Source organism: Pseudomonas sp. LBUM1671, assembly GCF_059695685.1.
In genome coordinates this window covers 6,077,108-6,103,281 of the sequence record NZ_CP166782.1, presented here as the reverse complement: position 1 = coordinate 6,103,281, position 26,174 = coordinate 6,077,108, and the positions used below count along the sequence as shown (strand labels likewise).

Below are 26,174 nucleotides of genomic sequence, written 5' to 3'. Positions count from 1 at the left end.
TGTTGTTATTGAGAGAGTTATTGAGTGACGGTCTTGCAACTGGTCAGCCAGGCATCGGTGTCGATCTTCTGCTTTTGCAGGAAGGTCTTCTGATTGGCCCAGTGCGTGCGCAAATAGGGTTTGAGTTCTTGCAGCTGTTTGTTGCGGGTGATGATTTCTTCCATCACCGGCACCTGCGCTTCCAGCAGCGGCTGGCCGTATAAGGTCGCCGATTCCACCAGGCTGCTGGCGTAGTAACGGCTGAGTTTGTGCAGGCGATCCTTCTGCTCGTCGAGCTTGCCTTTGCGCATGTCGCAGCTGGCGTCTTTGTCGGCAGATTCGCAGTTGAGCTTGTAGTTCTTTTGCAGGAAGTCCACGTACTGGCCGTCGTCGAGCATCTTGGTGCACAGGAACGCACCGAGGTTAAGGCTGGCGCGGATCGCTTGGTCGCGGGTTTCTTCCTGTTGCTGGTTGCTGGCGCGCAATTGGTTTTCCAGGGCCTGAAGCTTTTCCTTTAGCGCCTTGTCTTCGACGCCCGAGGCCAGGGTGTTCAGCGACTGAACGGTGCCTTTATCGGCCGATTCGGTTTCCTTGCTGCCGGTGCCGAGTTTCTTCCAGCTGCTTTCAATGCTGGCAACACGTTCGCGCGACGTCAGGGTCGGCGACACCAGGACCAGTCGCATACCGGTGGTTTTGTTTTTCACCTGGCCTTCGGCGTTGTAGTACGGCTCTTCCTTGCGCAACCCGGTGCGCAGGTCGGCCTGAGCGGTCAGGTAATTGCCGCCACGCACCACGTAGCCACCGGCCTGACCGTGCTGGCGGTCGAGTTTGTTCAGGCGGAACGGCTCGAACATCATCTCGTCGACGTTGCCGAGCATGTCGTGCAAGCCCAGCGGATTGGGTTTTTGCAGGCCGGACAATTGCAGTTTGCCGTTGGACGATTGCGCCCCGGCGAACCATTCGTAAGTGTTGATACCGTCGGGCATCGGGTAGCGCGTGTCGCGGAACTCCGCCGCGCCGACTTCCAGGCCACCGCGCGCCGCGAACTCCCACTCGACTTCTGTCGGCAGGCGCAGGAAGCCCAGTGCGCCGTCTTCTTTTGGCAATTTCCCGGCCGCGTTTTTACGCAGCCACAGGTTGTACTTGTCGGCCGCTTCAACGGCTTGCACCCAGCTTACCGACACTTGCGGCAGGCGCATTTTGGTGGCGGCGGTGGGGCAGGTTTTTTCGGTCAACGCCGCGTATTGGAGCTGACTCATCTCGTACTTGGCCATCAGGTAGTAGCGGGATTTGTCGTTCTTCGCGCCGGTGAAACTGCCGGCGATAAACGTCGGTCGAGTCTGTTCGACATAGCCGTATTCCGCGCCGTCCTGACCGATGTTGATCGGGTAGTCGTCAAGCGGCCCGGCGACCGGAATGAACACCTTGCGAAACACCATCGAACCTTCGCACGGCATTGGCAGCACGACGTCGCTGGCCTCGGGCATCGGGTTGTAATACTTCTCTTCCCAGCCCGCCGCCGAGGCGTCGAGCAGATAGCCGAGGCTCAGGGGCAACAGCAAGCCCAAACGTTTATAGCTCACGCAGACTCTCCGCAGGTTGGATGTTGATCGCTCGCACGGCGCCGATCACGGCCACTAGTGCAGCGACCAGAAAGGTCAGGAGCAGGGCGGCGAGGCCGTGCCAGAGTGTGATGTGGCAAACGAAGGTGCCGGTGGCCTGGCTACTGCCGAGCAGGTAGTCGAACAAATGACTGCCGACGGCATAAAAAACCAATCCGCCGAGGTAGCCGGCCAGACTCAGCACCAGCGCTTGCAGGACCACGAAACCGCCGACCGCCGTGCGTTTGAAACCCAGCAGGCGCAGGACCGCGAGGCTTTTGCGCTTGCGGTCGATGTTGGCCAGGAACGCGCCGACCATCGACGCCACACAACCGATCAACGCCGCCAGTGCAATCACCCCGAAGATCAGCCCCAGCACATGGTTGATGGCTTTGACGTTGTCGATGTCGGCCAGTCGGCTCGACGTTTCGATATGTTGTTCATTCAGCCAGCGTTCCAGCGGCGCGACCTGGTCGATGTCGCGGGCGTAGAGGCGGGCGCGGGCGTACAGCGGTTGCAGATCGCCCAGAGGCTTGCCGGTTCCGATGCCGAATGCGCTGACCTGATAGCCATCGCGAAAGCGCTCCAGGTCCAGCAGCAACGGTGGGGCGACAAACCCGGCCGCGCGACCGAACCGCGCACCGTCGAGCACTTCCAGCACCGTCAACGTCATCTCACCGCGTTCATTCACACCTTCCAGGCGACGCAACACGCGCATTTGCACACGGTCGCCGACCTTGGCCTGCAAACGTTGCGCGGCGCGGGCGCTGAGGATCACTTGGTTGCCGGTGGGATTGAGTTGCGGCAGGTTCAGTTGCGGGTCGCCGGGTTCGGTGGCGATGATTTCCGCGCCTTCGACAAACCGTTGCATGCCGATCAGCAAGTCCGCCTGGGTGTTGAGCGAGCGGGTCTGGCCCAAGGCAAAGCCGGTTTCGGGCCGTTGGCGCACACGTTCTATCCAGGCGCTGTCGTAATTGCCGTTGCTGAGCATCTTCACTTCAAGGTTGCGCGGGTCACGCAGCAGTTCGTCCTGCAACTGGCTCACCACCCCGTGCTTGAGGCCGAACAGCAGCAACAGCGGCGCGATCACCGCCACCAACGAGGCGGCGATGCACAACGACACCTTGCGGTCGTGCCAGAGGTCTTGCAGGGCCAGCGAGCCCAGCAGGCGCAGTCGGTCAGTCCATCGGTTCAAACAGTGTCTCTCCCTGACGGCTGATAGCGCCGAGTCGCGGCAAGCCGAAATCCTTCAGCAAGGCCCAGTCATGGGAGACCACCAGGGCACTCAGGCCCATGCTCGACACCAGACTCAGCAGCAATTCGAACAAACGCCGGGCGCTGTGCGGATCGAGTGCGGCGGTGGGCTCGTCGGCCAACAGCAGCAGCGGTTCATGGGCAATTGCGCGAACGCAGGCAACGCGCTGGCGTTCACCTATCGAGAGTGCCTGTGGTTGTTTATCCAGCAAGCCTTGCAGGCGCAACACCTCGACTGCGTGATCAACGTGCGCGCTCTTGACCGGCATACCGAGCAAGCGGCGGGGCAGGCTGATGTTGTCGCGCACGCTCAGGAACGGCAGCAAGCCGCCGCTTTGCAAAATGAACCCCAAGTGCCGCGAACGCACCGCCGCCAAAGCCGGTTGGTCATCGGTAGCCAGCAATTGCGCGATGTCCTGATCCTGCGCCGCGCCCAGCCGAAAACGCTCAAGCTCCATCGGTGCAAGCAACAGGCCGATAGCTTCGAGCAACGTGCTTTTGCCGCTGCCGCTCTCGCCGGTGATGGCGAGGATTTCCCCGGCACCGACCTGCAAGCGCGGCAGGCGCACATGGTGGGCCAGCGCGCCGTCACCACGGCGCACCAGCAGGTTCTTGATATCGAGCATCGGCGTCTCGTTAAGGCATCATTTCCAGTGGCACGGGGTAGACGTTGTCCCGTGCATCGCTGTCCTTGGCTAAAGCCACCCAACGGTCGACGTCAGCGTTGTAGCGCTGGTAGTGCCGCAGTTTGGTATTGAGCGTGCGGATGAATTTCTCCTGCGCCAGGCCATCCCAGCTCTTCCAGGTTTCTTCGTCCAGGTTCAGCACTTCGCTCTGATACGGCAGGTCTTCGAGGTACTCGCCGAGCACGCCCATTTCCGCCAGTTTGGCGTTGCCGTTCTGCTTGAGCTGGTTCGGGTCGGCGCCCATGGTGGCGGCGACCGAGCGCAGACGCTCGAACATTTCCGTCGGCGAGATCAGGCCTTCGTTGGCCGCGTCGAGAATCTTCTTCATTACGTCGCTCAAGTCGCTGAGCTGGGACTTGGTCAGCAGCACCCGCACGTCGGTGGTTGGAATGTTCTGCTTGATCAGGTCGCGATCGGTGATCCACGCCTTGAACACCGGCGGCGCCTTGCTGTTGGTCTTCTCGCCCAGATAAGCCAGTTGCATCGCGTGGCCGATCAGCGCCGCGTCTTCGAGCATTTTCTTCTCGGCCGGGTCTTGCTTGGCATTCGCCGCGCTGCCGATGGCGTCTTCGCCCATGTAGGCGGCTTTCACCTGCGAGGTGATCGCGGTGGCCAGCGAATCCACCTTGTGCCCGAACTCCTGGATGTCACCCGCGTTCACCGGGTAATACAGCGAAGTGTTGGTGCCCGGGTAGGTCGACAGATTCTGGTACTGCGCCTCGGCTTTGGCGTGGTCCTTGATCCCTGCCGGGGTTTTCAGGTGCAGCGTGTAAATCGCCACACCGGGGTTGGCGGCTTCGAGACGAACCTGGGAAGCACTCAAACCAGTTTTCGACAGTTTGTCGTCGCCTTCGATGGCGCCGGCGTCGGTGATCAGCACCACGTAGCGCGCGCCGAACTGGCTCCAGTCGACCTTGTCAATGCTGTCCATGACGCCGGCAAACGAGTCTTCATCGAAGCTGCTGCTCGACACGCTGGCCTGTTTGAGGTCGGCGATCTTGGCGAAAAAGTCGGCGCTGTCTTTCACCTTGGTAGGGTCGGCGTACATCTTGGTGGTGTATTCCAGCCCCGGCACCGCTTGGGTGTTGGAGCGGAAAGCGACCATGCCGAACTTGACCTGCTTGCCGAGGTTCTGCGCTTCAATCTGCTGATAGACCTTGCGGATCGCTTCGCGGGTGCGGTCGATGTACGGGTCCATCGAGATCGTCGAATCGATGACAAACACCACCGCTGCGCTGAATTCCTTCAACTGGCTGGCTGCCTTGTCCTCGGCTTCCTTGCCGCCGGCCGCGCCGCTCGCAGCACCGCCCTTGGCGTTCTTGTCATCCGGTTTACTGACCGATGCGACGTTGAGCAGCCGCGTGCGGAAACCGCCCTCGGTCATGACCTCTTCGCCGCTGAGGACCGGCAACAGGTAGAACTGCTTTTGCAGGTCGACGAAATATTCAGGTTCTTCGGCCAGCACGCCGGGGGCTTGCTTGCCCTTTTTCAGCGTGGCCCGCAGTGGGGCGACTTTGCTCACCGGGTCCGGCGCATCGAGGATGCCTTCGACGGTGGCGCGTTCCTTGAAGAACAGCAGCCGGTCGCGGTTGGCCGGATTGGTGAAGGCCAGCGTCAGCTGCATTTTCCAGTCGGTGGTGCAGCTGGCGGGCAGCCAGCCAATGGTTTTGCCGTAACTGTCGGGGCCGACTTTCAGCCATTCGGCGTTGGCCGCTTGCGCGCGTTCGTACACATAAAAACGGCTGAACACCGGTTGCTCATCGCCGGCGGCGCCGCCCGCTGTCGGGCTGATCTTGCAGCCCGGGGTGGTCAGCACGCGCTGGAACAGGGTTTTCTTACCGGCCTGGATCAGCGGTTTGTCATCGGCCTGGGACAACGGGCTGATGCACAGCGCCAACAGCGCGGCGCCGCTCAGCAGGAAACGACTCAGGGACGAACGCATCACTTCTGCAACTCCTCGAAACGCTGCTTGGCTTCGGCGTTGTTCGGGTCCTGGGTCAGGATCGTTTCATACCAGTAGGCGGCGGTGGCGTTGTCCGCGGCCGGGAAGCACTCGCTGGCCTTCAGGTATTTGGGGTCGTATTCGCGGGCATAGGCGTTGGCAATCAAGGAGTCACCGGCCTGGGCACGGTTGGCGTACAAGCGCTGGGCGACGCCGCAGTGCTTGCCGGCCTTGGCTTCGTTGATGATCTCCAGCAACTTGGCGCTGTCGGGCGCGGCCTTGATGCAGGTCTGGACGAAAGTCAGCTCGGGCAGACTGTTCATGCTGTCGAGGGTGCAGGCTTGTGCGTCGGCACCGGCCGGTGCGACGGCAACCGCCGGGACAGGCGCCGGAGTGCGTTTGTAAAACCAGAACCCGGCCGCGGCGGCCACCAGCAACAGCACGACGAGCGCGAGGCCGATGAGGCCTTTGTTGCTTTTCTTCACCGGGGGCGGAGGCGGGGTGTAGGCGGGTTCGTTGGGCACCGACTCCAGTTCGATTTCTGGCTCGGCGGTGGGCAGGACCAATTCCGGCAGCTCCGGAATTTCGGGTTCTGGCGCACGGGGCGCGGTCAGGTCCGCACCACCATAAGTCGAGCGTGTTTGACCGCCCGCAGTAGACGGCAACAGGCCCACACCGGGGCGAACTACCCCTTTATCGCTATGATCGAGGCTTTGCTCACGCAGTTCGATCTGGAATTGCGAGTTGGCGCCGCCTTCGAGCAGCGGGTCGACCACTTCCGGGCCGACCTGGGCTTCAAGGGCTTCACCACTGGCCGCAACGCTGAAGCGCGAGACCTTGAACCAGAACGGGTTGTTGCTCCAGGCCTTCTGATCCTGGAGGTAGAAACCGTCCTGGTTGCGCTGAATGGAGAACTCCAGCCGTTCTTCGCCACCCTGCCATTTCTTCACAGTGAGGCACGCCTGGCCAGGCACGTTGGGTTCTAAGGCGAGCAGGTCGACACGAATTGGCATTGCTTATCTCGCTGTGAAGGCTGTGAGCACATGGCCCAGCCGTTCGTTCTGTTCAGGGGTGATTTCGCGACCGGCACCATGGCCGGCGTTGTCCTGCGTGATGTAGGCCAGGCCCGAAAGCCAGTCGCCCAGATACCGCTGCGCCTGGTTCGCCGGTTGCGGCGGCAGTACCGGCACTTGTCCCGGACCGATGTCGGTGTAGAACGAGAACAACGGCGCCTTGGCACCGGCGCGGCTGTTCGGGCGCTCGTTGACCGGTTTCTGCAGGTAGCCGAACCAGGACACGAAATCGCGCAGCACCCGTTGCACTTCCAGCACCTGGCGCTCGACCAGTTGATCGCGTCGCGCGCCGCTTTGCGCACGCTTGAGCACCGCACGGCTCAGTTGGCCGGGCAGGTCCTGGCGGTAACCGGCGGTGATCAGTTCGTCGACCACGGCTTCGATCAACGCCTTTTCCAACCCCAACAGGTTGAGTAGGCTCTGCCGGGTGGTCAGCTCGCGCAGGTGCGCAATCCAGGCCTTGAACGCGGCTTTGGCAAAGCGGTGTTCGTTGCTTTGCAGTTCCGGCGCCGGGGTGTTGGTTTTACTGCTGACCGGTGCTTCGTGGCTCAGGTCGTCGCCGAAATCGAAGTCGAAACCGGCGTCATTGCCGTACAGGCTCTGGCTCGGTGTCGGCGCGGCAGGCTCATCGCTGGCGGCAGGCGCGTCATCGGTTTCGTACACACCGCTGAGGTACAGGTCGCGCACCGATTCGCTCGGCATGTCGAGCTCATCAATGAACTCGCCGAGCACGGCCGGGCGACGGCCCAGGCCGGTCAGAATCATCTGCGCCTGGGCTTTCTTGGCGGCTGCGGCACCGTCACCGTCGGCGTGATACCAGGTGCTCAAGCCGTGAGTGGTCAAGCCTTCGAGGCATTCGCTCAACTGTTCGCGGATGCGCTGCAGTTTGAATTCGATCTTGGCCACACCCTTGAAACTGCCGCTGAAGTGGCTGATGCCACCGTCATCGTTGCGCAGCATTTCTTTCCAGGCGTTGGCGGGATTGTTGATGTGTTTGCACACCAGTTCGTTGCCGGCAAAGCTTGCGCCCAGGGCGTCGACGCGCTCCTGATAGCTCGCGTTGAGGCCGGTTTCGGCGCCGCTGGCGTCTTGTACGATGAACGCCGCATCCATACGCGGCTTGCGCACCAGGAAGGTGTTCTGGAACGGCGTGCCGGCCCAGTCGTTCATCCAGCTCAGGCTGCCGAAGCGCTCGAGCATGGTCAGCTTGACCATGCCGTTCCAGCTCTCGTCGTACTGATCAGACGTCAGGCTCAGGGAGTTGGTGATGCGCAGGTCGAGCATGGTCAACGCCCAGATCAGGCCGGTGTCGCGCTTGCTGCGAGCGGCTGCGTCGGCGCCCTGGGTTTTTTCGATCCAGCGCGTGAGCACCGGGCCCACATCGTTGACGTCGCTCTGTTTGGTCGAGCCGGTGCAGACCACCAGCGCGTTCATTTCCTGGTTGTCGGTGTAGCGCTCGAACAGGTAAGCGACCTTGCCACGCAGGATCAACTGCGAGACGGAGTTGTCCTTGGTGGCGGACTCCGGGTCGCTGGAGTTGGCGATCTCGTGCAGCTTCTTGCGTCCGCGATAACCGGGGAAGTCCAGCAAGTCGACCTGGTTGACGATGTCGTCCGCCGGGGCTTCGATCAGGCCAAAGGTCATCTCGGCCGTCAGTGCCGCCAGTTGCGCGACCGGGATGCCCTGACTGTTTTGCAGGCGTCCTTCGACCTGAGGCCGCACGTCGATCGGCAAGTCCCGCGGGCTGCCGAAGCGCTCGAGGATGTCGACGTTCATGATGCTGTCGCGCTGGCTGTAGGTGTCGTTTTCGAAACTCACCAAGGCCTTTAATGGCGCGAACACGGTCTCGGGCAAGCCGAGCTTGTGCAGCGCGCCGGCCAGTTGCTGGTACACACGCGTCAGCTCGCTCTGCTCACCCCAAAGGATCGAAAACAGCTCGGCACGTTCCTGGAAATTCAGGCGCGGCGCCAGTTGCAACGCTGTCGGCCAATACAGGTGCTCAAGCTTCTTCACCGAGTTGCGGAAGTTGTCCCGCAGGTAATCCCACAGAGACACCAGATCATCGGCGCTGACGCCCGGTTGCAGTGGCCCGGTTTCGCGGCCTTCGAATGGTTTCAGCACGCGCTGGATGCGCTCTTCGTCGATCTCGTAGGAGATCCGCTCAAGGTCGAAGTCCTTGAACCAGGAGTTGGCGAGAATCTTCGCCAGCTCGATTTCCTTGAACAGCGTCAGCTCGACCGGGAACTGCGGATCCTGGCTCGGCGTGGCGCGGCGGCTGAAGCGCGTCACCAGGCCGGTGGCTTCCTTGCCGCCACCCACCGGGTTGATGTGCTTGATGAAGTCCAGGCGCTGGCCACCGAAATCGGTCTCCAGTTTGCCGTTCTGACCGGCCGCGAGGGCCGAAATCAGATAGGACTTGCCGGCCTGGGACAAGCCGAAAAAGCCAATGGTCATCGGCGTGCAGGCCACGCGACCCAGGCTGTGGGCCAGGTTGCGGGCGCGGTGCAGGCGGATGTTCAGGCTGTCGGCTTCGCTGTCCAGGCGTGGCGCGTTGCCGCGCGTCTGGCCAATCCATTCCAGCGCCTGACCGGCACCTTCATAAACAGCGGCCCAACTGGCTGAAAGCTGAGTTTGTTCGGGGGTCAGGTCATTCATTTGCGTTTCACACTTCCACTGTCGAGCCAGTACTTGGTCTCGCTCAGGCCGGCGTCGAGCATGGTGTTGAGTTCCAGCTCGAGGTCGCTGCGCGGGTTGAAGTTGACGTTGTTACTGTTGGATTCGATGTCGCGTACCGAGAGGCGGTCGCTGACCAGATCCTGCTTGCGCGTGTATTTGTCGGCCGCTTTTACTTCGAAGCGCACCTTGAGCAGCGGCGCACTGCCGTTTTCCCCAATCGCGCGGGAGAACTTCTCCCGACCGGCCTTGGTAAACCGCAGGGTGTACAGCGGCGAAGCGGCCCAGCGATCGGCCGCCAACTGGCGGAAACCGAGGCGCAGATCTCCGCGCATTTCCAGTTGCGGCGTGTCGGCATCATCGCCTGTGCCGATTTCCGGCAGCTTGATTTTGTAGTCTTCGGACTGGATGTCGCGGTACAGCACGTCGGCATCCTTGATCACGTTGTTCAGGTCGATGACGCCGATGTGCTTGACCGTCGAATACGGCTTGAGCGCCGAAGAGCGGAAGTAGAAGTTCGGCACGCTGTGGTTGGCGCACAACAGGCACAGCATGGCGCCCACCGAAGCGGTACTTTTCGGGTCGTCGATGCGGCCGTTCTTGTGGAACGGATACCAGCCGCCGGTGCGGTAGTTTTGCAGCGCCAGAATGCGGCCCGGTGGCAGCGGCAGCACTTTGCGAATGAACGCCTGGATGCCCGGCAGGCGCGAAGGGCGGCCAGTCAGCAGCAGAACATCGCACGGATAGTGCGCGACCACTTCACAGAGCGCGCCGAGGATCTTGGTGATGTTGATTTGATCGTTGAGGAACGCGGCGTGGAGCTTTTGCAGGTCGAAGCCGATCAGCGCTTCGTACAGGTCGAAACCGCTCTGGCCACCGACATCGCGGCGCACGGCGGCATTGACGTAGTCGAGTACGGTCTGGCTGATCGCGTTGTCGCCCAGCAACTGGCGGTAGCTTTGCGGGGTGACTTCCTGCGGGACTTGCGGGTCGTAATGCTCGTAGGCCTTGAGCAACGCCAGGCCCAGCGGTGCGAATACCTGCAGGTTCAATTGCTGGCGCAGGATCATGTCCTGGGCACTGACCGATTCATCGCCGCACAGCCGTGACATCAGCGAATCCGGGGCTTTGACGCCGGCGTTCTGCAAGGCTTTCTCGAAGCTCGGCAGGACGAAGTCCTGAATCACGTCCAGCAGGATGTCGTCGCCGGCCACTTTGAAGCCATCGCGAAACCGCTGCTCGGGCACGATGTGCACGTTGCTGCCGCTGCCGGTGTTGCCGGCGCGGTCGAGGCGATAGTCAGTGATCACCAGGTCCGTGGTGCCGCCGCCGATGTCGATGGTCGCCAGGGTAATGCGTTCACGGTCTGCTTTGTCCGGCCGGGCGATGGTGTCGAAAAACTCTTCCGGGTGACCGGCGAAGTTCTCGTTGACCTCGGTGTACAGGTACACCAACTGGCCGCAGGAGGCTTCGTCCCATTCCACGCGAATGCTCGGGATCGGCGTGCGCGGGCTGACGGCCTGATCCTGATGCGGATCTTCCTCGCCGGCGTGCCAGCCGAGGCTTTTCCACACCAGGCCGATGGCTTGCTGCATGCGTTCGTTGAGAATGCTGCGCTCGGCCTGGGGCATGCCCGGCGGCACGGTCAGGGTGATGCTGTTGAGCTGACGCGGCACGCGGGTGTGCCCCTGGCGCGAACGCTGGGCCGGGCTGTTGATCTGCGACAGCGCCTGGGCCAGCACCTCGGCGAGCATGAAGGTCATCAGTGAGCTGCGCGAGTAACGCGGCATGAACACCGGCAGGCGATCATCTTCTTCGAGGCTGTAAAGTGCCTCGCCGGTTTCGTTGATCAGGTGCGAGAACGGCGCGGCGGTGGCGTACGGCTCGCTGTCGGTCTTGATGTAGGAGCAGTTGAAGCGCCAGCCGTGGCCGTAGGCGTTTTCGTCCCACAGGTATCGTTTCGGGCTGGACAGGCCAGTCGAGCCTTCGGTGCCACGACGGCGGCTGGCCAAACGGCTTGCCTCATTGCCGACGCGGGCGATCGTCGCCCACTGGAACGCATCGTGGCGGCCGCTTTTGACCGAGCAATGATCCTTGCCGAAATACGCCTGGGCGAATTCGACGCGGCTTTCGAATGGCAGGTTGTAGGTGTGTTCAGGGGTGATCAGGTCGCGCAATTCCAGCACGTAATTCTGCTTCAGCCCGGAGCCGGCTTGACCGTGGTTTTCGATCAGGATGCCGCAGGTGCGCGAGTTACCGACGTCCAGCACCAGGTCCACCGGAATCGGCTTGACCAGGCCATTGCTGTCGTTGGCGACCACTTTCAATTCAGGGATTTCCACCTTCGGCCTGGCGGTCGACTGCGCGGCCGCCGACGGGGTGCTCAACAGACTCAGCAAGTTCAGGTAGTGCGCCAGGTGATGGTTGGCGCGGATGTCGATGTCGAGCTCTTCGCGCGAACGATGGGCGTTGCCCTCGTTGAATACTTCGAGCAGCCATTCGTTGACCCACGGCTGGGCCAGGAACCAGCGGGTTTCGCTGGCCTTGGTCGCCAGTTTGAAGGACACGCCGGAGCTGATGTCTTCTTCGTTCGGCGCCAGGTAGGCAGTGCCGTCACGCTTGGGCATGACGCGGCTGTCGAACGCCATCGTCAGGCGATGAGTATTGCCGTCGATGTCCGGCGTCGCGAGTTTCACCAGGCGCATGCGCGACCAGTTGGTCGGGCCTTCGTCGAAACGGTGCGGCGGCATGAAACGGAAAAACGGCGTCGGCAGCCAGACGCCGTCCAGCAGATCAAGGCTGCTTTTCATGTCGACGCTGAACGCCGGTTTGGCCTTCTCGACCTTTTCCGGTTCGGGCTCGTAGAAGTAGAAGTCTTTCTCTTCGTTGTACATCAGCCGGCAGATCAGCCCGCTGATCATTGGCGCGAACTCGCCTGCCGGTTCCTTACGAGGATCCAGGCGCAGGGCGAAATCCATGAACTGGATACCGGTGTCACTGACGAGCGTGACGGTGTCTTCGAATTGGGTGACTTCAGGCAACATGTCGGGTTATTCCAGTCTTATTCGCCCATTTGCCGCATGGACATGGGGAATTGATCTTTTCCGTAACCGCCGGTGCAGTCCGCGACCGTGGTCGCCCCTTTGCGGCAGTTGACCTTGGGCATGTCGTAAGTGCTGCCATCGCCGCACACGGCCTGGCCCTGGCTGTCGATGGCGAGGCTGCCGCCCTTCATGGTGGCGGTAACCGGGCCGCTGCATTTCGAGCCGTCGGCCTGGTGCACGGTGACTTCACCTTTACCGTCCTTCAACTGGTATTCCAGACGCAGCGGCTTGCCGGTCCGGCGATCCTGGATGCCGGCGCCGGCGCGGTACTGGCCGTCGAGGAACTTGGCGGCACCGTCGGCGGCGTCAGGTGGAATGCTCAGGGGCGGGCCCGGTTTTGCGGTTGCGGCTGCGGCGGCGGATTTTTGCGCGTCGGGCGGTGTGACGGCAGACGGAGCCTCGGTTTTGGCTTCGGGTGGCGCAGTTGGCGCAGTTGGTGATTCGGCGGCCGGGTCTTGGGTGACGTCGGCGTTTGCGGCATCCGCTTCGTTACCGGCCACGGCTGGAGCTTCCACCCCCTGAGTGCCGGTCACGGCTGCGCCAGTGGTGGAGCCTGCGACGGTGCCGGTCACCGGAACGCCATTCAGCGATGTCACATTGCCGGTCAGTTGCGGCTCTTCCAGCTGGTTTTCCACTGGCACGATGCCCTCAGGCAGCAAGTCCACCGCCACCAATGGAATCGGCACGCAACCGCGCAAGCCGAGCAACAGCCACAACAGCAGCAACAGGAACGGCAGCAGCAACAGCCACCACCAGCGACGCCACCACGGACGAGCCACCACTGGCACGACGGGCGCTACAACCGGTTCTTCGACCACGGGTGGCAGCGTGAATACGGGCGGAACCTGATAAAGGCAGTGCAGGGGATCGCGATTGCCGGTACCGGCGTGCTCGAAACCCCAGAAGGTCAGCACCGGTTTGCCTTGCACCAGGTAGACGAAGTTTTCGTCAGGGAAATGAATGACGCGCTTGAGCAGCTTGCCGAACACGGCTTTGTCGCCTTGCTGCTGTTCGCCCGAATCCGTGCCCAGGAAACGCTGGCTCAATTCATCGAGCGCAGTCTTCAGGGCTTCAAGTTGGCGACGGGCCGGTGCGCGTTCTTCTTCGGTCGCGCTGCTCCACGGGATTACATCGCCGTCGAGACCGCTGTACCAATCAATCTGGTTGCCGAGTTCGTCGCTTTGAGGAATGGCCAGGTGATCGACCATGTCGGGGTTCTTGCGGCGAATGGCTTCGCGCAATTGCAGGGCAGCCCGGTAGACCGGTTGACCTGTTTCGCCCAGGGCTGTGAATGACCCGCTCTTACCGCTGCGTAATAGTGCCCCGCGCATCCAAACTCCATATCATCCGTTGCGCAAATGACAGGCAAAAGTGCCTGTTCTTGCTCCTGCAATTAGCTGGCGACCTTAATGTCATAATGATGTCGCCGTCAATCAGCCGATAGGCCAAAACCGTATGAGATTAGCGTAACAAAGCGGGCGTTGCTTGGGTCGTTGTGTATTTGCGAGGAACGGCGGGGACGCCTGGATTTTTTAATCTTGCTGAAACGTTTCATCAGCGCTATAAAAAAGCACAACTCCAAGAAAGGCTTCCCTCATGACCCCGCTCAAACTCGCCATCGCCCTCGGCGCGCTGACCACTGCCTCCCATGCCATGGCCTGGGATTACGTGCTGCTCGACACCGACAAGGCCGCCCAGAACTGGCAGATCACCAGCCAGCAACTCGGCGTGAAAACCGACAAACCTTTCTCCGTGACCCTGCGCACCTTGCACGGTGGCCGGCAGGAGGGCGTCAGCATCGTCGACATCGATAACGGCACAATGAAACTCTCGGTGGTGCCAACTCGCGGGATGAACGTCTTGCAGGCATCGGTCGGCGATGTGCGCATGGGTTGGGATTCGCCGGTCAAGGACGTGGTCAATCCGTCCTTCATCGAACTCAACGGCCGCGGTGGCCTGGGTTGGCTCGAAGGCTTCAACGAACTGGTCGCCCGCTGCGGCTACGAATGGGTCGGCCACCCCGGCATGGATAACGGCGAACTCCTGACCCTGCATGGCCGCGCCGCCAACATCCCGGCCAGCAAAGTCACCCTGCACATCGACGAAAAACCGCCCTACGCCATCAGCCTGCGCGGCGAGCTGAAAGAGCAGGCGTTCAAGAAAGTCGATTTCTCGGTGGTGACCGAACTGGTCACTGAGCCCGGCAGCGTAGCGTTCGCTCTGAACGACACGTTGACCAACAACGGCGACTATCCGAAGGAATACCAGGCGCTTTACCACAGCAACTTCAGCACACCATTCCTGGAACAGGGCGCCCGTTTTGCCGCGCCGGTTAAACAGGTGTCGCCGTTCAACGAAAAGGCCAAAGGGTATTTGCCGGATTGGCAGACTTACCGCGCGCCGACCAAGGACTACGACGAGACGGTTTACAACGTCGTGCCTTATGGCGATGCCAAGGGCGACACGTTGACCGTGCTGCACAACAAGGCTGGGAGCCTTGGGGTGTCGGTTGGTTTTAATACCCAGCAGTTGCCGGTGTTTTCGTTGTGGAAGAACACGGATACGCAAGGGCAGGGGTATGTGACCGGGTTGGAGCCGGGGACGAGTTTTTCCTACAACCGACGGTATCAGCGGCCGATTGGATTGGTGCCGATGATTGGGGTGAAAGAGCAGAGGCAGTTTCAGATCCATTACAGTTTGCTGGCGGATAAAGGGGCTGTGGATAAAGCGATGCAGCGGGTGAATGAGATTCAGGGTGGGCGGGCGACTGAGGTGCGACAAACGCCGTTGGTTGATCTCACTAAAGAATGATTCTTGTCAGTTTGTGCTTGGCCGATACTGTAATGCCTCCGCCAGATGTTCGCGGGTGATGCCATCGATCTGTTCAAGGTCTGCCAGCGTGCGGGCAACCTTGAGCAGTCGGTGGGCCGACCGGAGTGACAAGGTCAAACGCTCGCAAGCAGTTTCCAGCCACGCTTCATCGGTTATGGATAACTTGCAGTGCCGACGCAGCCCTGGCAAATCAAGGAATGCGTTGGCACAGCCTTGGCGTTTGTTTTGACGCTCCCGGGCGTCGGCGACCAGTACCGCAGCAGTGGCGGTGTCATCACCGGGTTTGAGCGCAGGGTTCAACGCCGTAGCTTCCCGAGCGACGGTCAGGTGCAGGTCGATCCGATCCAGCAGCGGCCCCGACAATTTGTTGCGATAACGCTGGACCATGTCCGGTGTACAACTGCATTTGCCGCTGGGTTCGCCAAGATATCCACAGGGACACGGGTTCATCGCGGCCACCAATTGAAAGCGTGCCGGAAACCTCACGCGATCCTTGGCGCGGGAAATCACGATGTGGCCGGATTCCAGCGGCTCCCTTAAAACCTCCAATACCTTGCGATCGAATTCCGGAAGTTCATCGAGGAACAGCACACCGTGGTGGGCGAGGGTGATTTCGCCGGGTTGTGGCTTCGAACCACCACCCACCAACGCCGGGCCGGAGGCCGAGTGATGGGGCTGGCGGAAGGGTCGTTGCGGCCAGTGGCTCAAGGGCACGCAACTGGTGACGGATTGAATGGCTGCGACTTCCAGCGCCTCGTTTTCGGCGAGCGGTGGAAGCAAACCCGGCAAACGACTCGCCAACAATGTTTTCCCGGTTCCTGGCGGTCCGCTAAAAAGCAGGTTATGAGCCCCTGCCGCCGCAATCAGCAATGCGCGCTTGGCCGAGATTTGCCCCTGCACCTCATTCAAGTCCGGATAGGGTTTGCTGGCGTAAAGCAAGCCATTGGAAACGTAGGGCTCGACAGGCGTATGCCCATTGAAGTGCGCAACGGCTTCCAGCAGGTGGTCCACGGCAAACACCTTCAATCCGGATGCCAGGCACGCCTCCTCGGCGTTCGCCCGCGGCACCATCAGCGAGCGCCCGGCCTTGCGTGCGGCGAGCGCCGCCGGCAACACGCCTCTCACGGCACGTACCGCGCCAGACAACGCCAACTCTCCCAGGCATTCAATGTCATCCAGCGTCAACGTTGGCACCTGCACACTGGCCGACAGAATCCCCAGGGCAATCGCCAGATCAAACCGTCCGCCATCCTTAGGTAAGTCCGCAGGCGCGAGATTCAACGTGATACGCCGAGCCGGAAATTGCAGGCCTGAATTGATGATCGCGCTGCGCACCCGGTCCTTGCTTTCCTTTACTGCCGCTTCGGGCAAGCCGACCATCGTCAATGACGGCAGACCGTTGGCCAGATGGACTTCTACGGTAACGGCGGGCGCATCCACGCCAATCTGGGCGCGGCTGTGGACGATGGAGAGGGACATGGTCGTTCCTTGAGCTTTTACGGGAACCGCTTCCTGCGGTTTTTGAAGGGTAGTCGGGGTGTTGTTCTTCGGCGTTACGAATGAGGCGACAAACTTTCGCTGGATGTTGCGAGTGTCTTTCTGGTGATGAAGCGTAAGCGAGTGTGGAGTGCCGACGTAATCGGTCTCGGGATGATGTTTTTGTAGGACCTTGCCTAGAACAATGACGGACGCCGGTGAAAGTGTGTGAGCGCTCTTGTCTGTCTGGCAGGGCTGCTTATGATCACTAATTGATCGCTGACTTCGGAGAGGAATATGAACAGTAATGGAATGCGGCCGGTTCATCCTGGCGAAATACTTCAGGACGAATTTCTTGAACCGTTCGGCATTTCAGAGTCGGCTTTCGCCCGTTCGTTGAACGAACCGTTAAAAGTGGTCAACGAAATCGTTATGCGGCAGCGTTGTGTCAGTGCTGATCTAGCGGGGAAGCTATCTGGCTACCTGAACACCACGCCCGAGTTATGGCTGAACCTGCAATCGACTTACGATCTGCGTAAAGCCGAAATCGGACGTGGTAGCGATTTAAGTACTTAAAGCGATTGCAGCACCTGTGAAGCGCGCTTCCACCACGACGTATTGACCGCTCGCTGTGGCCGATCACCATCCGCCAGCATCTGCGGAACATCCTGCAACCGAATCCACGGCTGGTTATTCCAGTGCAGCAAACTCAGTGACATCTCCGGCCAGTTCAACAGGCTCAGGACCGGGCGTTCGCTTGTTGCCGGTTGTTGGGCATCTCTGAGGGCTGGCACTACGTCGTGGGTCAGCCATTCGCGCAGTCCTCGGTATTCGGGGCAGTAGTGGTAGACCAGCAGGGCGTAGACGCCGGATTCGCTGATTAGCAGGGTGTCTTCGAGGGTGCCGTGGATGACGACTCGCGCGGATTGATGTTGATCGGGATCGAGTTTGCGGACGGCGCGTTCGTCGAGGAACAGGCGAAGCAGACGGCCCAGGTCTCGGGCGCTGAACCAAGGCTGGTTTTCGATCAAGAGTGCGTGGAGGTGGAGTTTGTGGCGGGTGAAGACGTGAGGGATTAGATAGTTTTCTTCCATGTTGCAGCTCCCGGATGCGAATTGAAGGAAACTGCCTCTGATCGTCGCCAAACGAAAAGGGTGGCAGCTATGCGCGGGTTGGCGAACCGGTGCATCCGGAAACCGGCAGACCCGAAGGTCTCCCACGCACAGCCGCCATAATTCGAGATGGGAATAATTCCCTGGTTCGAACGTGGTCACGATGCGTTTAGATGCTATCCAGGTCGCCAAACCCAGTGCTGAATATTCAGCTGGGGATGAGCTTAGGAACCTGGGCTTCGCGGCGCTATCGGACGGCGGTGGTGATCTTTGTAGGACGTTGCCGAGATGGTGGCGGGGCGGAAGATCAAAAGATCGCAGCCTGCGGCAGCTCCTACAGGGGTGTGGTCTGTCCAGTGTGGGAGGGCTGGTAGACCGAGGCGACTCTAATCGCGAGCAGGCTCGCTCCCACAGGGGACTGCATTGTCAGCTGGGTTATTCGGTGGGCGGGTTGAGCTTCGTTTCCAGCTCGGCAACCTTCGCTTCGAGGCTTTCCAGCCGCGCCCGAGTCCGTGCCAGCACAACCATCTGGCTATCAAACTCTTCACGACTCACCAGGTCCAGCTTGCTGAAGCCGCTCTGCAACAGCGCCTTGAACTGGCTTTCGATTTCGCTTTTCGGCAACGGGGTTTCGCCGCTGAAGAGGCGGGAGGCGGTGCCGGTCAGGGCGTCGAGGAAGTCTTTGGGTGCGAGCATGGGAAATGTCCTGTCAACAATGGCGGGCAGTGTATCACGCAGTGTCTATAGTCAATTCCGACAGCAGGCATGCACGCTTTTCGCGCATGTGGATGGACGGTCGCGCACTGTTGTTGTGCGTATCTGTCGGGCTGATTGTGTGAAGCGGCTGTCCGCAGCGGCCAAGGGATTGAATTCAGTGGGTTTTGGCGAGATGGCAAGCTTTCTGCTTAGTCAGTAGTAACCCATGCACTGATGCAGTCGCTGTGACGAATGCAGTGCGCCAAGCGGAACGGGGAGTTGTTTCGTGAGGAGCGGTTAGCTGGCGTCGGACGGGCAGGTAAGGTCGACGATGCGTTACAAAGCCAGGCACTGCGCTTAGACTTGAGACGGGTTTGTTTTCCTGGGGCAAGTCCACCAATTCGGGAGAGAGTTTTCATGAAGCTAGTCACTGCCATCATCAAGCCGTTCAAACTGGACGACGTGCGCGAGTCGCTGTCCGAGATCGGCGTGCAGGGCATTACCGTTACTGAAGTCAAAGGCTTCGGTCGGCAGAAGGGTCACACCGAGCTGTATCGCGGCGCGGAGTACGTGGTCGATTTTCTGCCCAAGGTGAAGATCGATGTCGCCATTGACGACAAGGATCTGGACCGGGTTATCGAGGCGATAACCAAGGCCGCCAACACCGGCAAGATCGGTGACGGCAAGATCTTCGTGGTCAATCTGGAACAGGCGATTCGCATCCGTACCGGCGAAACCGATACCGACGCGATTTAAACGCCGCCACAAACCCAACGCCCCAGGAGAAAACAATATGACTCTGCGTAAATTCGCAGGGCTAGGAGCCCTGTTGTCCCTCGTAATGCCCAGCCTGGCTATGGCGGCAGACGAAGTGGCGGCCCCAGTCCTCAACTCCGGCGATACCGCCTGGATGATGACCTCGACAGCCCTCGTGCTGTTCATGACCATTCCCGGCCTCGCGCTGTTCTACGGCGGCATGGTTCGCTCCAAAAATATTCTTTCCGTGATGATGCAGTGCTTCGCCATTACCGGCCTGATCAGCATTCTGTGGGTCATTTATGGCTACAGCATCGCGTTCGACACCACCGGCATGGAGCAGGGCGTCGTCAACTTCAACTCGTTCTTCGGTGGCATGGGCAAGGCATTCCTCGCCGGTGTCACGCCGTCGAGCCTGACCGGTCCTGCGGCGCTGTTCCCTGAGGCGGTGTTCATCACCTTCCAGATGACCTTCGCCATCATCACCCCTGCGCTGATCGTCGGTGCCTTCGCCGAGCGGATGAAGTTCTCCGCCATGCTGATCTTCATGGGCGTGTGGTTCACTCTGGTTTACGCACCGATTGCGCACATGGTCTGGTCCGGCAACGGCGGCCTGATGTGGGACTGGGGCGTGCTCGACTTCGCCGGCGGCACCGTGGTGCATATCAACGCTGGTGTGGCTGGTCTGGTTGCATGCATCGTGCTCGGCAAGCGCAAAGGCTTCCCGACCACGCCGATGGCGCCGCACAACCTCGGTTACACCCTGATGGGCGCCGCGATGCTGTGGGTGGGTTGGTTCGGTTTCAACGCCGGTTCCGCCGCTGCGGCCAACGGCACCGCCGGTATGGCGATGCTGGTGACCCAGATCGCAACCGCCGCCGCTGCACTGGGCTGGATGTTCGCCGAGTGGATCACCCACGGCAAACCAAGTGCACTGGGTATCGCTTCGGGTGTTGTGGCCGGTCTGGTCGCCATCACCCCAGCCGCTGGCACCGTGGGCCCGATGGGCGCGCTGGTCATCGGTCTGGCAGCAGGCGTGGTGTGCTTCTTCTGCGCCACCACCCTGAAACGCAAACTTGGCTATGACGATTCCCTGGACGCCTTCGGTGTGCACGGTATCGGCGGTATCCTCGGCGCGATCCTGACCGGTGTGTTCGCCGCACCGTCCCTGGGTGGCTTCGGCACCGTCACCGACATCGCCGCTCAAGTCTGGATTCAGTGCAAGGGCGTGGGCTTCACGGTGATCTACACCGCGATCGTCACCTACGTCATTCTCAAGGTACTGGACGCTGTCATGGGTCTGCGTATCACGGAAGAAGAAGAGGCCGTCGGTATCGACCTGGCACTCCACAACGAACGCGGCTACAACTTGTAAGCACGCGCATAAAAAACTTGCCCGGCTTGCCGGGCATTTTTTTGTCTGGAGTTTGTCAGTGAAGGGACTGCTGAAAGGTTTTTTCGTACACGTTTAGTGGCGTTTACGACGGGCGTTTTTCTGCGGCCAATGGCTTACATGATTGAAGGAATATTAGGGCCTTTGTTTTTTCCCAGAGCGCGCTAGAATGCGCCCCGAACGTGCGGAGAACTGTATGTGGCAACAGACTCTGATTACCCTGCGGGCACGGCCCCGGGGCTTTCATCTGGTAACGGACGAGTTACTCGCCGGCCTGCCTGAACTCAAGGCGTGTCGGGTCGGTCTGTTGCACTTGTGGCTGCAGCATACCTCGGCGTCGTTGACCATCAACGAGAACGCCGATCCGGCGGTACGTCGCGACTTCGAACGATTTTTCAATCGTCTGATCCCACAAGGAACAGACGGCTATGAGCATAACGACGAAGGCCTGGACGACCTCCCGGCGCACTTCAAGGCCAGCGTGCTTGGCTGTCAGCTCAGTTTGCCGATTTCGGCAGGCCGACTGGCGCTGGGGACCTGGCAAGGCGTTTATCTGGGCGAGCACCGTGATTTTGGCGGTGCCCGTAAAGTCCTCGCCACCGTGCACGGTGAAGAGGCATGAACCGCTGGTCACCAGCGGTTATTGAATTTTTCCGGCAGCTGTCGACAGACGGTGAAGCTGGGCTATAACTAATCTGCTTTTCGCAAGTCATGAGGTAGAACATGAGCGACGATGATCTGGAAAACGACGACCTCGAAGTAGGCGACGACGACGAAACCGAAGAAGGTCTGGAAGCAGCGGCCGAAGACGTCGCTGAAGACGACGGCGGTGAAACGCCCGTTCCGACCGCCAAAGGCAAAGCCAAGGCTGCGGTGTCGGTTGACGAGCTGCCGAGCGTCGAAGCCAAGAACAAGGAACGCGACGCCCTGGCCAAGGCCATGGAAGAGTTTCTGGCACGGGGCGGCAAGGTGCAGGAAGTGGAGGCCAATGTGGTCGCCGATCCTCCCAAGAAGCCTGATAACAAGTACGGCAGCCGGCCTATCTAAAGCGTCTGCCCTTGCTTGCTGAAAAGCCCGCCGTCGCTGCGGGCTTTTTCATGCCTGAAACAAAATTCTTCGGTTTGGCACTATCCCCTGTGGGAGCGGGTGTGTGTAATCTCAGGATCAGTGTTGGGAATTCCAGAGGGCCAACAACGCCGGCAGCTCGGTCAGGCTGCGGATCTCCGCATCCGGCGCCTTCTCGGCTTCCCAGGCCTTGCCCGTCGGGTTAAACCAGATCGCCCGCAACCCAGCCTGCTGCGCCCCGGCAATGTCATCCCCTGGATGATCGCCGATATGCACCGCCGTCTCCGCCATCGCCCCACCACGTTGCAGCGCCTCATGAAACAGTCGTGCATCGGGCTTGGCGATGCCGATGTCTTCGGCGCACAACGCAAACTTGAAGTAATCCGCCAGCCCCAGCCGGCGTACATCGGCGTTGCCATTGGTGACCACGCCCAAGGCGTAATGCTTGGCCAGTGTCTCCAGCGTCGGTTCGACTTCAGGGAACACCTCGATCTGATGCCGTGCATGCAGAAACACTTCAAAACCCTTGTCAGCCAGGTCCGAAGCCTGACCGTGGTCGTAACCGGACTCTTCCAGCGCGTGGAACAACACCCGGCGGCGCAGTGCGCTGATGCGGTGTTTGAGGCTCGGTTCGCTGGTCAGGATCCGCTCACGAATGGCCCACAGATGCTCTACCGGCACCGCGCCCAGATTCGGTGCGTGTTCGATCAGCCATTCACGCAGTATGGCTTCGGCGCTGACGATCACCGGGGCGGTGTCCCACAGGGTGTCGTCTAGGTCGAAGGTGATCAATTGGATGGTCATGAATCATCGCCCTTAATGCGTTTGGCCCGTGGATGGGCGCTGTCGTAGACCGTGGCCAGGTGCTGGAAGTCCAGGTGGGTGTAGATCTGGGTGGTCTTGATGTCCGAGTGGCCGAGCAATTCCTGGACGGCGCGCAGGTCCTGTGAGGATTCCAGCAGATGGCTGGCAAAGGAGTGTCGCAGCATGTGCGGGTGCAGGTTCTGCCCAAGCTCACGTTCGCCAGCGGCTTTGACCCGCACCTGAATCGCCCGGGGGCCAAGGCGTCGACCTTGCTGGCTGACAAACACCGCGTCGTCCGCCGGGTTGGTCATCGCCCGCAACGGCAGCCACAGTTCCAAGGCTTCGCGGGCCTTTTTGCCCACCGGCAGCAATCGAGTCTTGCTGCCCTTGCCAAGCACCTGAACCATGCCGTCGGCCAGGTCCAGTTGATCGAGATTGAGCCCGGTCAGCTCCGACAGCCGCAAACCCGAGGAGTAGAACAGCTCCAGAATCGCCTGATCCCGACGCGCCAGGAAATCATCCTCCACCGCGCCTTCCAGCAGCTGCAGCGCGCGGTCGGTATCGAGGGTTTTCGGCAGGCGTCGTTCGCCCTTGGGCGGTGCCAGGCCGTTGGCCGGGTCGTGATCGCACAGGCCTTCGCGGTTCAGATAATGATAGAGCCCGCGCACTGCCGATAGCAGGCGTGCCAGGCTGCGGGACGATTGACCCTGGGAATGCAGGCGAGCGATCAGGCTGCGCAGGCGCTGGATGTCCAGGGCGGTCCAGCTGCTGATGTTCTGTTTGACGCACCAGCCCAGCACTTTGTCGAGGTCGCGGCGGTAGGCGTATAGCGTGTGGGGCGACACCTGTCGCTCACTGCGCAGGTGTTCGCAGTAAGCGTCCAGTTGCCGTTCCATGGTCAGCGTACCGAGCGCAGGGAGCTGTTGACCCGAGGCAGTACGCGGCCCATGACTTCGGCGATGTAGCTGAGGAACAACGTGCCGACCGAGCTTTTGTAGTGCTGCGGGTCGCGGCTGGCGATGGCCAGGACGCCGTGGATGCCTTGATAGCTGATGGCGACGACGGCGGTGGAGCCGATCTGCTTGCGCTGTTCTTCGCCGAACAGGAAGTCCAGCTCGTGTTCACGCAGGCTGCCGCTGACGCTTTTGTCTTCCGAGAGCAGGCCGCCGATGGCCGTTTGCGCGTCGGCATGGGTGACCCAGCGACCGACCGGCATGGGGTTGTCGCCCAGCAGGATCAGGCTGACAAAAGGCACCTGGAAGTCCTGGCGCAGACTGTCTTCGACGGTGATCACCACGTCTTCCAGGCTGTTGGCATCCATCAGCGCGAGAATCAGGCGGCGGGTCTTGTCGAAGAGGCGGTCGTTGTCGCGGGCCACGTCCATCAAGTGCGAGAGGCGATGACGCAACTCGATGTTGCGGTCGCGCAGGATTTTCATCTGGCGCTCGACCAGCGAAACGGTATCGCCACGCTGGTGCGGAATGCGCAAGGCCGGGAGCAATTCTTCGTGCTCGACGAAGAAATCCGGATGAGCCTCCAGGTACGCGGCAATCGCCGCCGCCTCAAGGCTTTCGGAAGGGGATTCGTCGGGCTGTGGGGCGGGAACCTGGGGCTTATCTTTCATGGATTCGACTCTCTCAAAGACGCACTTGTCCTTCATAAACGCGTACTGCCGGGCCGGTCATCATGACCGGTTGGCCAGGGCCTGCCCATTCAATGGACAGACGCCCGCCGGGCAGGTCGATCAATAGCGGCGAATCCATCCACCCCTGGCTGATCGCGGCCACTGCAGCAGCGCACGCGCCGGTGCCGCAGGCCTGGGTTTCCCCGGCGCCACGTTCCCAGACGCGCAACTGCGCACGGTTGCGGTCGATGACCTGGAGAAAACCGACATTGACCCGCGCCGGGAAGCGCGGGTGATGTTCGATTTTCGGCCCCAGTTCATGCACCGGTGCTTTGTTGATGTCGCTGACCCGCAGCACGGCATGGGGGTTGCCCATGGACACGGCGGCCAGTTCAACCGTCGCACCCTCGACATCGAGCTTATAGCTAGAGGCCTGTTCTGGCGCCTCGAATGGAATCTCGGCCGGCACAAGGCGCGGTGCGCCCATGTTGACACCGATCTGGCCGTCGCTGCGGATATCCAGTTCGATGATGCCGCTTTTGGTCTCGACGCGGATCTGCCGCTTGGCGGTCAGGCGCTTGTCGAGCACGAAGCGGGCGAAACAGCGCGCACCGTTGCCGCACTGTTCCACTTCGGAGCCGTCGGAGTTGAAGATCCGGTAACGGAAATCCACGTCCGGGTTGCTCGGCGCTTCGACGATCAGCAACTGGTCGAAACCGATGCCGGTGTGCCGATCGCCCCATTGCTTGGCGTGCTTGGGCAGGATATGCGCGTGCTGGCTGACCAGGTCGAGGACCATGAAGTCATTGCCCAGGCCGTGCATCTTGGTAAAACGCAGCAGCATGGGATTACTCCGGCAGCAGGCTTTCGCCAGCAAACAACTCGGCTACCGTCTCACGGCGACGCACTTCAAATGCCTGATCACCGTCCACCAACACTTCAGCGGCGCGGCCGCGGGTGTTGTAGTTGGAACTCATGACAAACCCATAGGCGCCGGCCGAATGCACAGCCAGCAGGTCGCCTTCTTCCAGGGCCAGTTCACGATCCTTGGCCAGGAAGTCGCCGGTTTCGCAGATCGGGCCGACGATGTCATAGGCGCGAGCCGCGGTAGGGCGCGGGCGCACGGCGGTGACGTCCATCCAGGCCTGGTACAGCGCCGGGCGGATCAAGTCGTTCATGGCCGCGTCGACGATGGCGAAGTCTTTGTGTTCGGTGTGCTTGAGGTACTCGACCTGGGTCAGCAGCACACCGGCGTTGGCGACGATGAAACGGCCCGGCTCGAACACCAGCGCCAGGTCACGACCGTCGAGGCGCTCGCGCACGGCTTTGATGTAGTCGGCCGCCAGCGGCGGCTCTTCATCGCGATAACGCACGCCCAAACCACCACCGAGATCGATGTGGCGCAGGTAAATGCCGCAATCGCCGAGACGGTCGACCAGGTCCAGCAGGCGGTCGAGGGCATCGATGAACGGAGGCAGGGTGGTCAGTTGCGAACCGATGTGGCAATCGACGCCGACCACTTCCAGGTTCGGCAGCTGCGCGGCGCGGATGTACACGTCCTCGGCGTCGGCAATGGCGATGCCGAACTTGTTCTCTTTGAGACCGGTGGAAATGTACGGGTGCGTGCCGGCATCGACGTCCGGGTTCACACGCAGCGAGATCGGTGCGCGAACGCCCAGTTCGGCGGCGACCACTTGCAGGCGTTCCAGCTCGTCGGTGGATTCGACGTTGAAGCAATGGACACCGACTTCCAGGGCACGACGCATGTCATCACGGGTCTTGCCGACACCGGAGAACACAATCTTGTCGGGGCTGCCGCCAGCGGCCAGTACGCGCTCCAGCTCGCCACGGGAAACGATGTCAAAACCGGCACCCAAACGCGCCAGGACGTTCAGCACACCCAGGTTGGAGTTGGCCTTGACCGCGAAGCACACCAGGTGCGGCATGCCGGCCAGCGCATCGGCGAAAGCCAGGTACTGGGCTTCGATGTGGGCGCGCGAGTAGACGTAAGTCGGTGTGCCAAAGCGCTCGGCGATGGCGGACAGGGCAACCCCTTCCGCGAACAGCTCACCGTCACGGTAGTTAAAAGCGTCCATGGCGTTCC

The 26,174-nt window shown here is 61.0% G+C and carries 22 protein-coding genes; 6 read left to right on the top strand and 16 right to left on the bottom strand.

The window, feature by feature from the left end; translation table 11 throughout:
- Positions 1–17: 17 nt before the first annotated feature.
- The 8 genes from ACA060_RS28270 to ACA060_RS28235 are packed head-to-tail and all read right to left on the bottom strand — an operon-like array spanning position 18 to position 13,643.
- Complete coding sequence (locus ACA060_RS28270) at positions 18–1,562, bottom strand: SUMF1/EgtB/PvdO family nonheme iron enzyme (RefSeq protein WP_497314473.1); 1,545 nt, start codon at positions 1,560–1,562, stop codon at positions 18–20.
- Positions 1,552–2,775 carry an ABC transporter permease gene (locus ACA060_RS28265; protein ID WP_109635890.1) on the bottom strand — a complete coding sequence of 408 codons (1,224 nt, stop codon included), beginning with the start codon at positions 2,773–2,775 and terminating at the stop codon, positions 1,552–1,554. The genes ACA060_RS28270 and ACA060_RS28265 overlap by 11 nt, the downstream gene beginning before the upstream one ends.
- Positions 2,759–3,460 carry an ABC transporter ATP-binding protein gene (locus tag ACA060_RS28260; protein WP_497314471.1) on the bottom strand — a complete coding sequence of 234 codons (702 nt, stop codon included), beginning with the start codon at positions 3,458–3,460 and terminating at the stop codon, positions 2,759–2,761. Before ACA060_RS28260 ends, ACA060_RS28265 begins: the two co-directional genes overlap by 17 nt.
- A 10-nt stretch (positions 3,461–3,470) precedes the next feature.
- The gene (locus ACA060_RS28255) at positions 3,471–5,462 is read right to left on the bottom strand and encodes a vWA domain-containing protein (protein WP_497314469.1); all 1,992 of its coding nucleotides are present in this window, start codon (positions 5,460–5,462) and stop codon (positions 3,471–3,473) included.
- A complete protein-coding gene (locus ACA060_RS28250) occupies positions 5,462–6,475 on the bottom strand; it encodes a hypothetical protein (protein WP_497314467.1) in 1,014 nt (337 codons plus the stop codon). The genes ACA060_RS28255 and ACA060_RS28250 overlap by 1 nt, the downstream gene beginning before the upstream one ends.
- Positions 6,476–6,478: 3 nt before the next feature.
- Positions 6,479–9,190: a putative virulence factor gene (locus tag ACA060_RS28245; RefSeq protein ID WP_497314465.1), complete on the bottom strand. Its 2,712-nt coding sequence runs from the start codon at positions 9,188–9,190 to the stop codon at positions 6,479–6,481.
- The gene (locus ACA060_RS28240) at positions 9,187–12,252 is read right to left on the bottom strand and encodes a virulence factor SrfB (protein WP_497314464.1); all 3,066 of its coding nucleotides are present in this window, start codon (positions 12,250–12,252) and stop codon (positions 9,187–9,189) included. Before ACA060_RS28240 ends, ACA060_RS28245 begins: the two co-directional genes overlap by 4 nt.
- 17 nt (positions 12,253–12,269) lie before the next feature.
- On the bottom strand, positions 12,270–13,643 hold the full coding sequence (locus tag ACA060_RS28235) for an SrfA family protein (RefSeq protein WP_497314462.1): 1,374 nt from the start codon (positions 13,641–13,643) through the stop codon (positions 12,270–12,272).
- 265 nt (positions 13,644–13,908) lie between these two features.
- Here ACA060_RS28235 and ACA060_RS28230 point away from each other — a divergent pair, with 265 nt between their 5' ends.
- A complete protein-coding gene (locus ACA060_RS28230; protein ID WP_497314460.1) occupies positions 13,909–15,123 on the top strand; it encodes an aldose 1-epimerase family protein in 1,215 nt (404 codons plus the stop codon).
- A 6-nt stretch (positions 15,124–15,129) separates the two neighbouring features.
- Here the strand turns inward: ACA060_RS28230 and ACA060_RS28225 are convergent, their stop codons facing one another.
- The gene (locus ACA060_RS28225) at positions 15,130–16,623 is read right to left on the bottom strand and encodes a YifB family Mg chelatase-like AAA ATPase (protein ID WP_497314458.1); all 1,494 of its coding nucleotides are present in this window, start codon (positions 16,621–16,623) and stop codon (positions 15,130–15,132) included.
- Positions 16,624–16,917: 294 nt separating this feature from the next.
- Between ACA060_RS28225 and ACA060_RS28220 the strand changes: the two genes are divergently transcribed.
- The gene (locus ACA060_RS28220; protein WP_497314456.1) at positions 16,918–17,196 is read left to right on the top strand and encodes a HigA family addiction module antitoxin; all 279 of its coding nucleotides are present in this window, start codon (positions 16,918–16,920) and stop codon (positions 17,194–17,196) included.
- Here the strand turns inward: ACA060_RS28220 and ACA060_RS28215 are convergent.
- Both ACA060_RS28215 and ACA060_RS28210 read right to left on the bottom strand, forming a co-directional pair.
- On the bottom strand, positions 17,193–17,714 hold the full coding sequence (locus ACA060_RS28215; RefSeq protein WP_497314454.1) for a BRO-N domain-containing protein: 522 nt from the start codon (positions 17,712–17,714) through the stop codon (positions 17,193–17,195). The two genes, ACA060_RS28220 and ACA060_RS28215, sit on opposite strands and share 4 nt — an antisense overlap.
- 453 nt (positions 17,715–18,167) lie before the next feature.
- Positions 18,168–18,428 carry an accessory factor UbiK family protein gene (locus tag ACA060_RS28210; RefSeq protein ID WP_109635835.1) on the bottom strand — a complete coding sequence of 87 codons (261 nt, stop codon included), beginning with the start codon at positions 18,426–18,428 and terminating at the stop codon, positions 18,168–18,170.
- 417 nt (positions 18,429–18,845) lie between these two features.
- Between ACA060_RS28210 and glnK the strand changes: the two genes are divergently transcribed.
- The 4 genes from glnK (at position 18,846) to sutA (ending at position 21,624) form a co-directional block, all read left to right on the top strand.
- Positions 18,846–19,184 (top strand): P-II family nitrogen regulator, encoded by a 339-nt coding sequence (gene glnK, locus ACA060_RS28205; RefSeq protein ID WP_002555808.1) that lies wholly within the window; start codon positions 18,846–18,848, stop codon positions 19,182–19,184.
- A 37-nt stretch (positions 19,185–19,221) separates the two neighbouring features.
- On the top strand, positions 19,222–20,559 hold the full coding sequence (locus ACA060_RS28200) for an ammonium transporter (protein ID WP_109635833.1): 1,338 nt from the start codon (positions 19,222–19,224) through the stop codon (positions 20,557–20,559).
- A 214-nt stretch (positions 20,560–20,773) separates the two neighbouring features.
- Positions 20,774–21,199 carry a secondary thiamine-phosphate synthase enzyme YjbQ gene (locus ACA060_RS28195; protein WP_008030499.1) on the top strand — a complete coding sequence of 142 codons (426 nt, stop codon included), beginning with the start codon at positions 20,774–20,776 and terminating at the stop codon, positions 21,197–21,199.
- Positions 21,200–21,300: 101 nt separating this feature from the next.
- Positions 21,301–21,624 carry a dormancy-specific transcriptional regulator SutA gene (gene sutA, locus ACA060_RS28190; RefSeq protein WP_010465107.1) on the top strand — a complete coding sequence of 108 codons (324 nt, stop codon included), beginning with the start codon at positions 21,301–21,303 and terminating at the stop codon, positions 21,622–21,624.
- A 117-nt stretch (positions 21,625–21,741) separates the two neighbouring features.
- On the opposite strand, the gene ACA060_RS28185 is transcribed toward sutA, so the two are convergent.
- From ACA060_RS28185 to lysA, 5 genes are read right to left on the bottom strand one after another with little or no spacing between them, the layout of a single operon-like run.
- Positions 21,742–22,446, bottom strand: coding sequence for an HAD family hydrolase (locus tag ACA060_RS28185; RefSeq protein WP_497314451.1), 705 nt, complete (start codon positions 22,444–22,446; stop codon positions 21,742–21,744).
- Positions 22,443–23,342 (bottom strand): tyrosine recombinase XerC, encoded by a 900-nt coding sequence (xerC, locus tag ACA060_RS28180; protein ID WP_497314449.1) that lies wholly within the window; start codon positions 23,340–23,342, stop codon positions 22,443–22,445. The genes ACA060_RS28185 and xerC overlap by 4 nt, the downstream gene beginning before the upstream one ends.
- Positions 23,343–23,344: 2 nt before the next feature.
- A complete protein-coding gene (locus ACA060_RS28175; protein WP_497314447.1) occupies positions 23,345–24,070 on the bottom strand; it encodes a DUF484 family protein in 726 nt (241 codons plus the stop codon).
- A 13-nt stretch (positions 24,071–24,083) separates the two neighbouring features.
- A complete protein-coding gene (gene dapF / locus ACA060_RS28170) occupies positions 24,084–24,914 on the bottom strand; it encodes a diaminopimelate epimerase (RefSeq protein ID WP_109635827.1) in 831 nt (276 codons plus the stop codon).
- 4 nt (positions 24,915–24,918) lie between these two features.
- On the bottom strand, positions 24,919–26,166 hold the full coding sequence (lysA, locus tag ACA060_RS28165) for a diaminopimelate decarboxylase (protein ID WP_497314444.1): 1,248 nt from the start codon (positions 26,164–26,166) through the stop codon (positions 24,919–24,921).
- Positions 26,167–26,174: the final 8 nt, after the last annotated feature.

Excerpts from the sequence above, each read along its gene's own strand:
- ACA060_RS28210 (WP_109635835.1), bottom strand. The coding sequence starts at position 18,428 with ATGCTCGCACCCAAAGACTTCCTCGACGCCCTGACCGGCACCGCCTCC.
- dapF (WP_109635827.1), bottom strand. The coding sequence starts at position 24,914 with ATGCTGCTGCGTTTTACCAAGATGCACGGCCTGGGCAATGACTTCATG.
- ACA060_RS28250 (WP_497314467.1), bottom strand. The coding sequence starts at position 6,475 with ATGCCAATTCGTGTCGACCTGCTCGCCTTAGAACCCAACGTGCCTGGC.
- ACA060_RS28175 (WP_497314447.1), bottom strand. The coding sequence starts at position 24,070 with ATGAAAGATAAGCCCCAGGTTCCCGCCCCACAGCCCGACGAATCCCCT.
- sutA (WP_010465107.1), top strand. The coding sequence starts at position 21,301 with ATGAGCGACGATGATCTGGAAAACGACGACCTCGAAGTAGGCGACGAC.
- ACA060_RS28240 (WP_497314464.1), bottom strand. The coding sequence starts at position 12,252 with ATGTTGCCTGAAGTCACCCAATTCGAAGACACCGTCACGCTCGTCAGT.
- ACA060_RS28260 (WP_497314471.1), bottom strand. The coding sequence starts at position 3,460 with ATGCTCGATATCAAGAACCTGCTGGTGCGCCGTGGTGACGGCGCGCTG.
- ACA060_RS28225 (WP_497314458.1), bottom strand. The coding sequence starts at position 16,623 with ATGTCCCTCTCCATCGTCCACAGCCGCGCCCAGATTGGCGTGGATGCG.
- glnK (WP_002555808.1), top strand. The coding sequence starts at position 18,846 with ATGAAGCTAGTCACTGCCATCATCAAGCCGTTCAAACTGGACGACGTG.
- lysA (WP_497314444.1), bottom strand. The coding sequence starts at position 26,166 with ATGGACGCTTTTAACTACCGTGACGGTGAGCTGTTCGCGGAAGGGGTT.
- ACA060_RS28245 (WP_497314465.1), bottom strand. The coding sequence starts at position 9,190 with ATGAATGACCTGACCCCCGAACAAACTCAGCTTTCAGCCAGTTGGGCC.
- xerC (WP_497314449.1), bottom strand. The coding sequence starts at position 23,342 with ATGGAACGGCAACTGGACGCTTACTGCGAACACCTGCGCAGTGAGCGA.
- ACA060_RS28215 (WP_497314454.1), bottom strand. The coding sequence starts at position 17,714 with ATGGAAGAAAACTATCTAATCCCTCACGTCTTCACCCGCCACAAACTC.
- ACA060_RS28230 (WP_497314460.1), top strand. The coding sequence starts at position 13,909 with ATGACCCCGCTCAAACTCGCCATCGCCCTCGGCGCGCTGACCACTGCC.
- ACA060_RS28200 (WP_109635833.1), top strand. The coding sequence starts at position 19,222 with ATGACTCTGCGTAAATTCGCAGGGCTAGGAGCCCTGTTGTCCCTCGTA.
- ACA060_RS28195 (WP_008030499.1), top strand. The coding sequence starts at position 20,774 with ATGTGGCAACAGACTCTGATTACCCTGCGGGCACGGCCCCGGGGCTTT.
- ACA060_RS28235 (WP_497314462.1), bottom strand. The coding sequence starts at position 13,643 with ATGCGCGGGGCACTATTACGCAGCGGTAAGAGCGGGTCATTCACAGCC.
- ACA060_RS28185 (WP_497314451.1), bottom strand. The coding sequence starts at position 22,446 with ATGACCATCCAATTGATCACCTTCGACCTAGACGACACCCTGTGGGAC.
- ACA060_RS28255 (WP_497314469.1), bottom strand. The coding sequence starts at position 5,462 with ATGCGTTCGTCCCTGAGTCGTTTCCTGCTGAGCGGCGCCGCGCTGTTG.
- ACA060_RS28220 (WP_497314456.1), top strand. The coding sequence starts at position 16,918 with ATGAACAGTAATGGAATGCGGCCGGTTCATCCTGGCGAAATACTTCAG.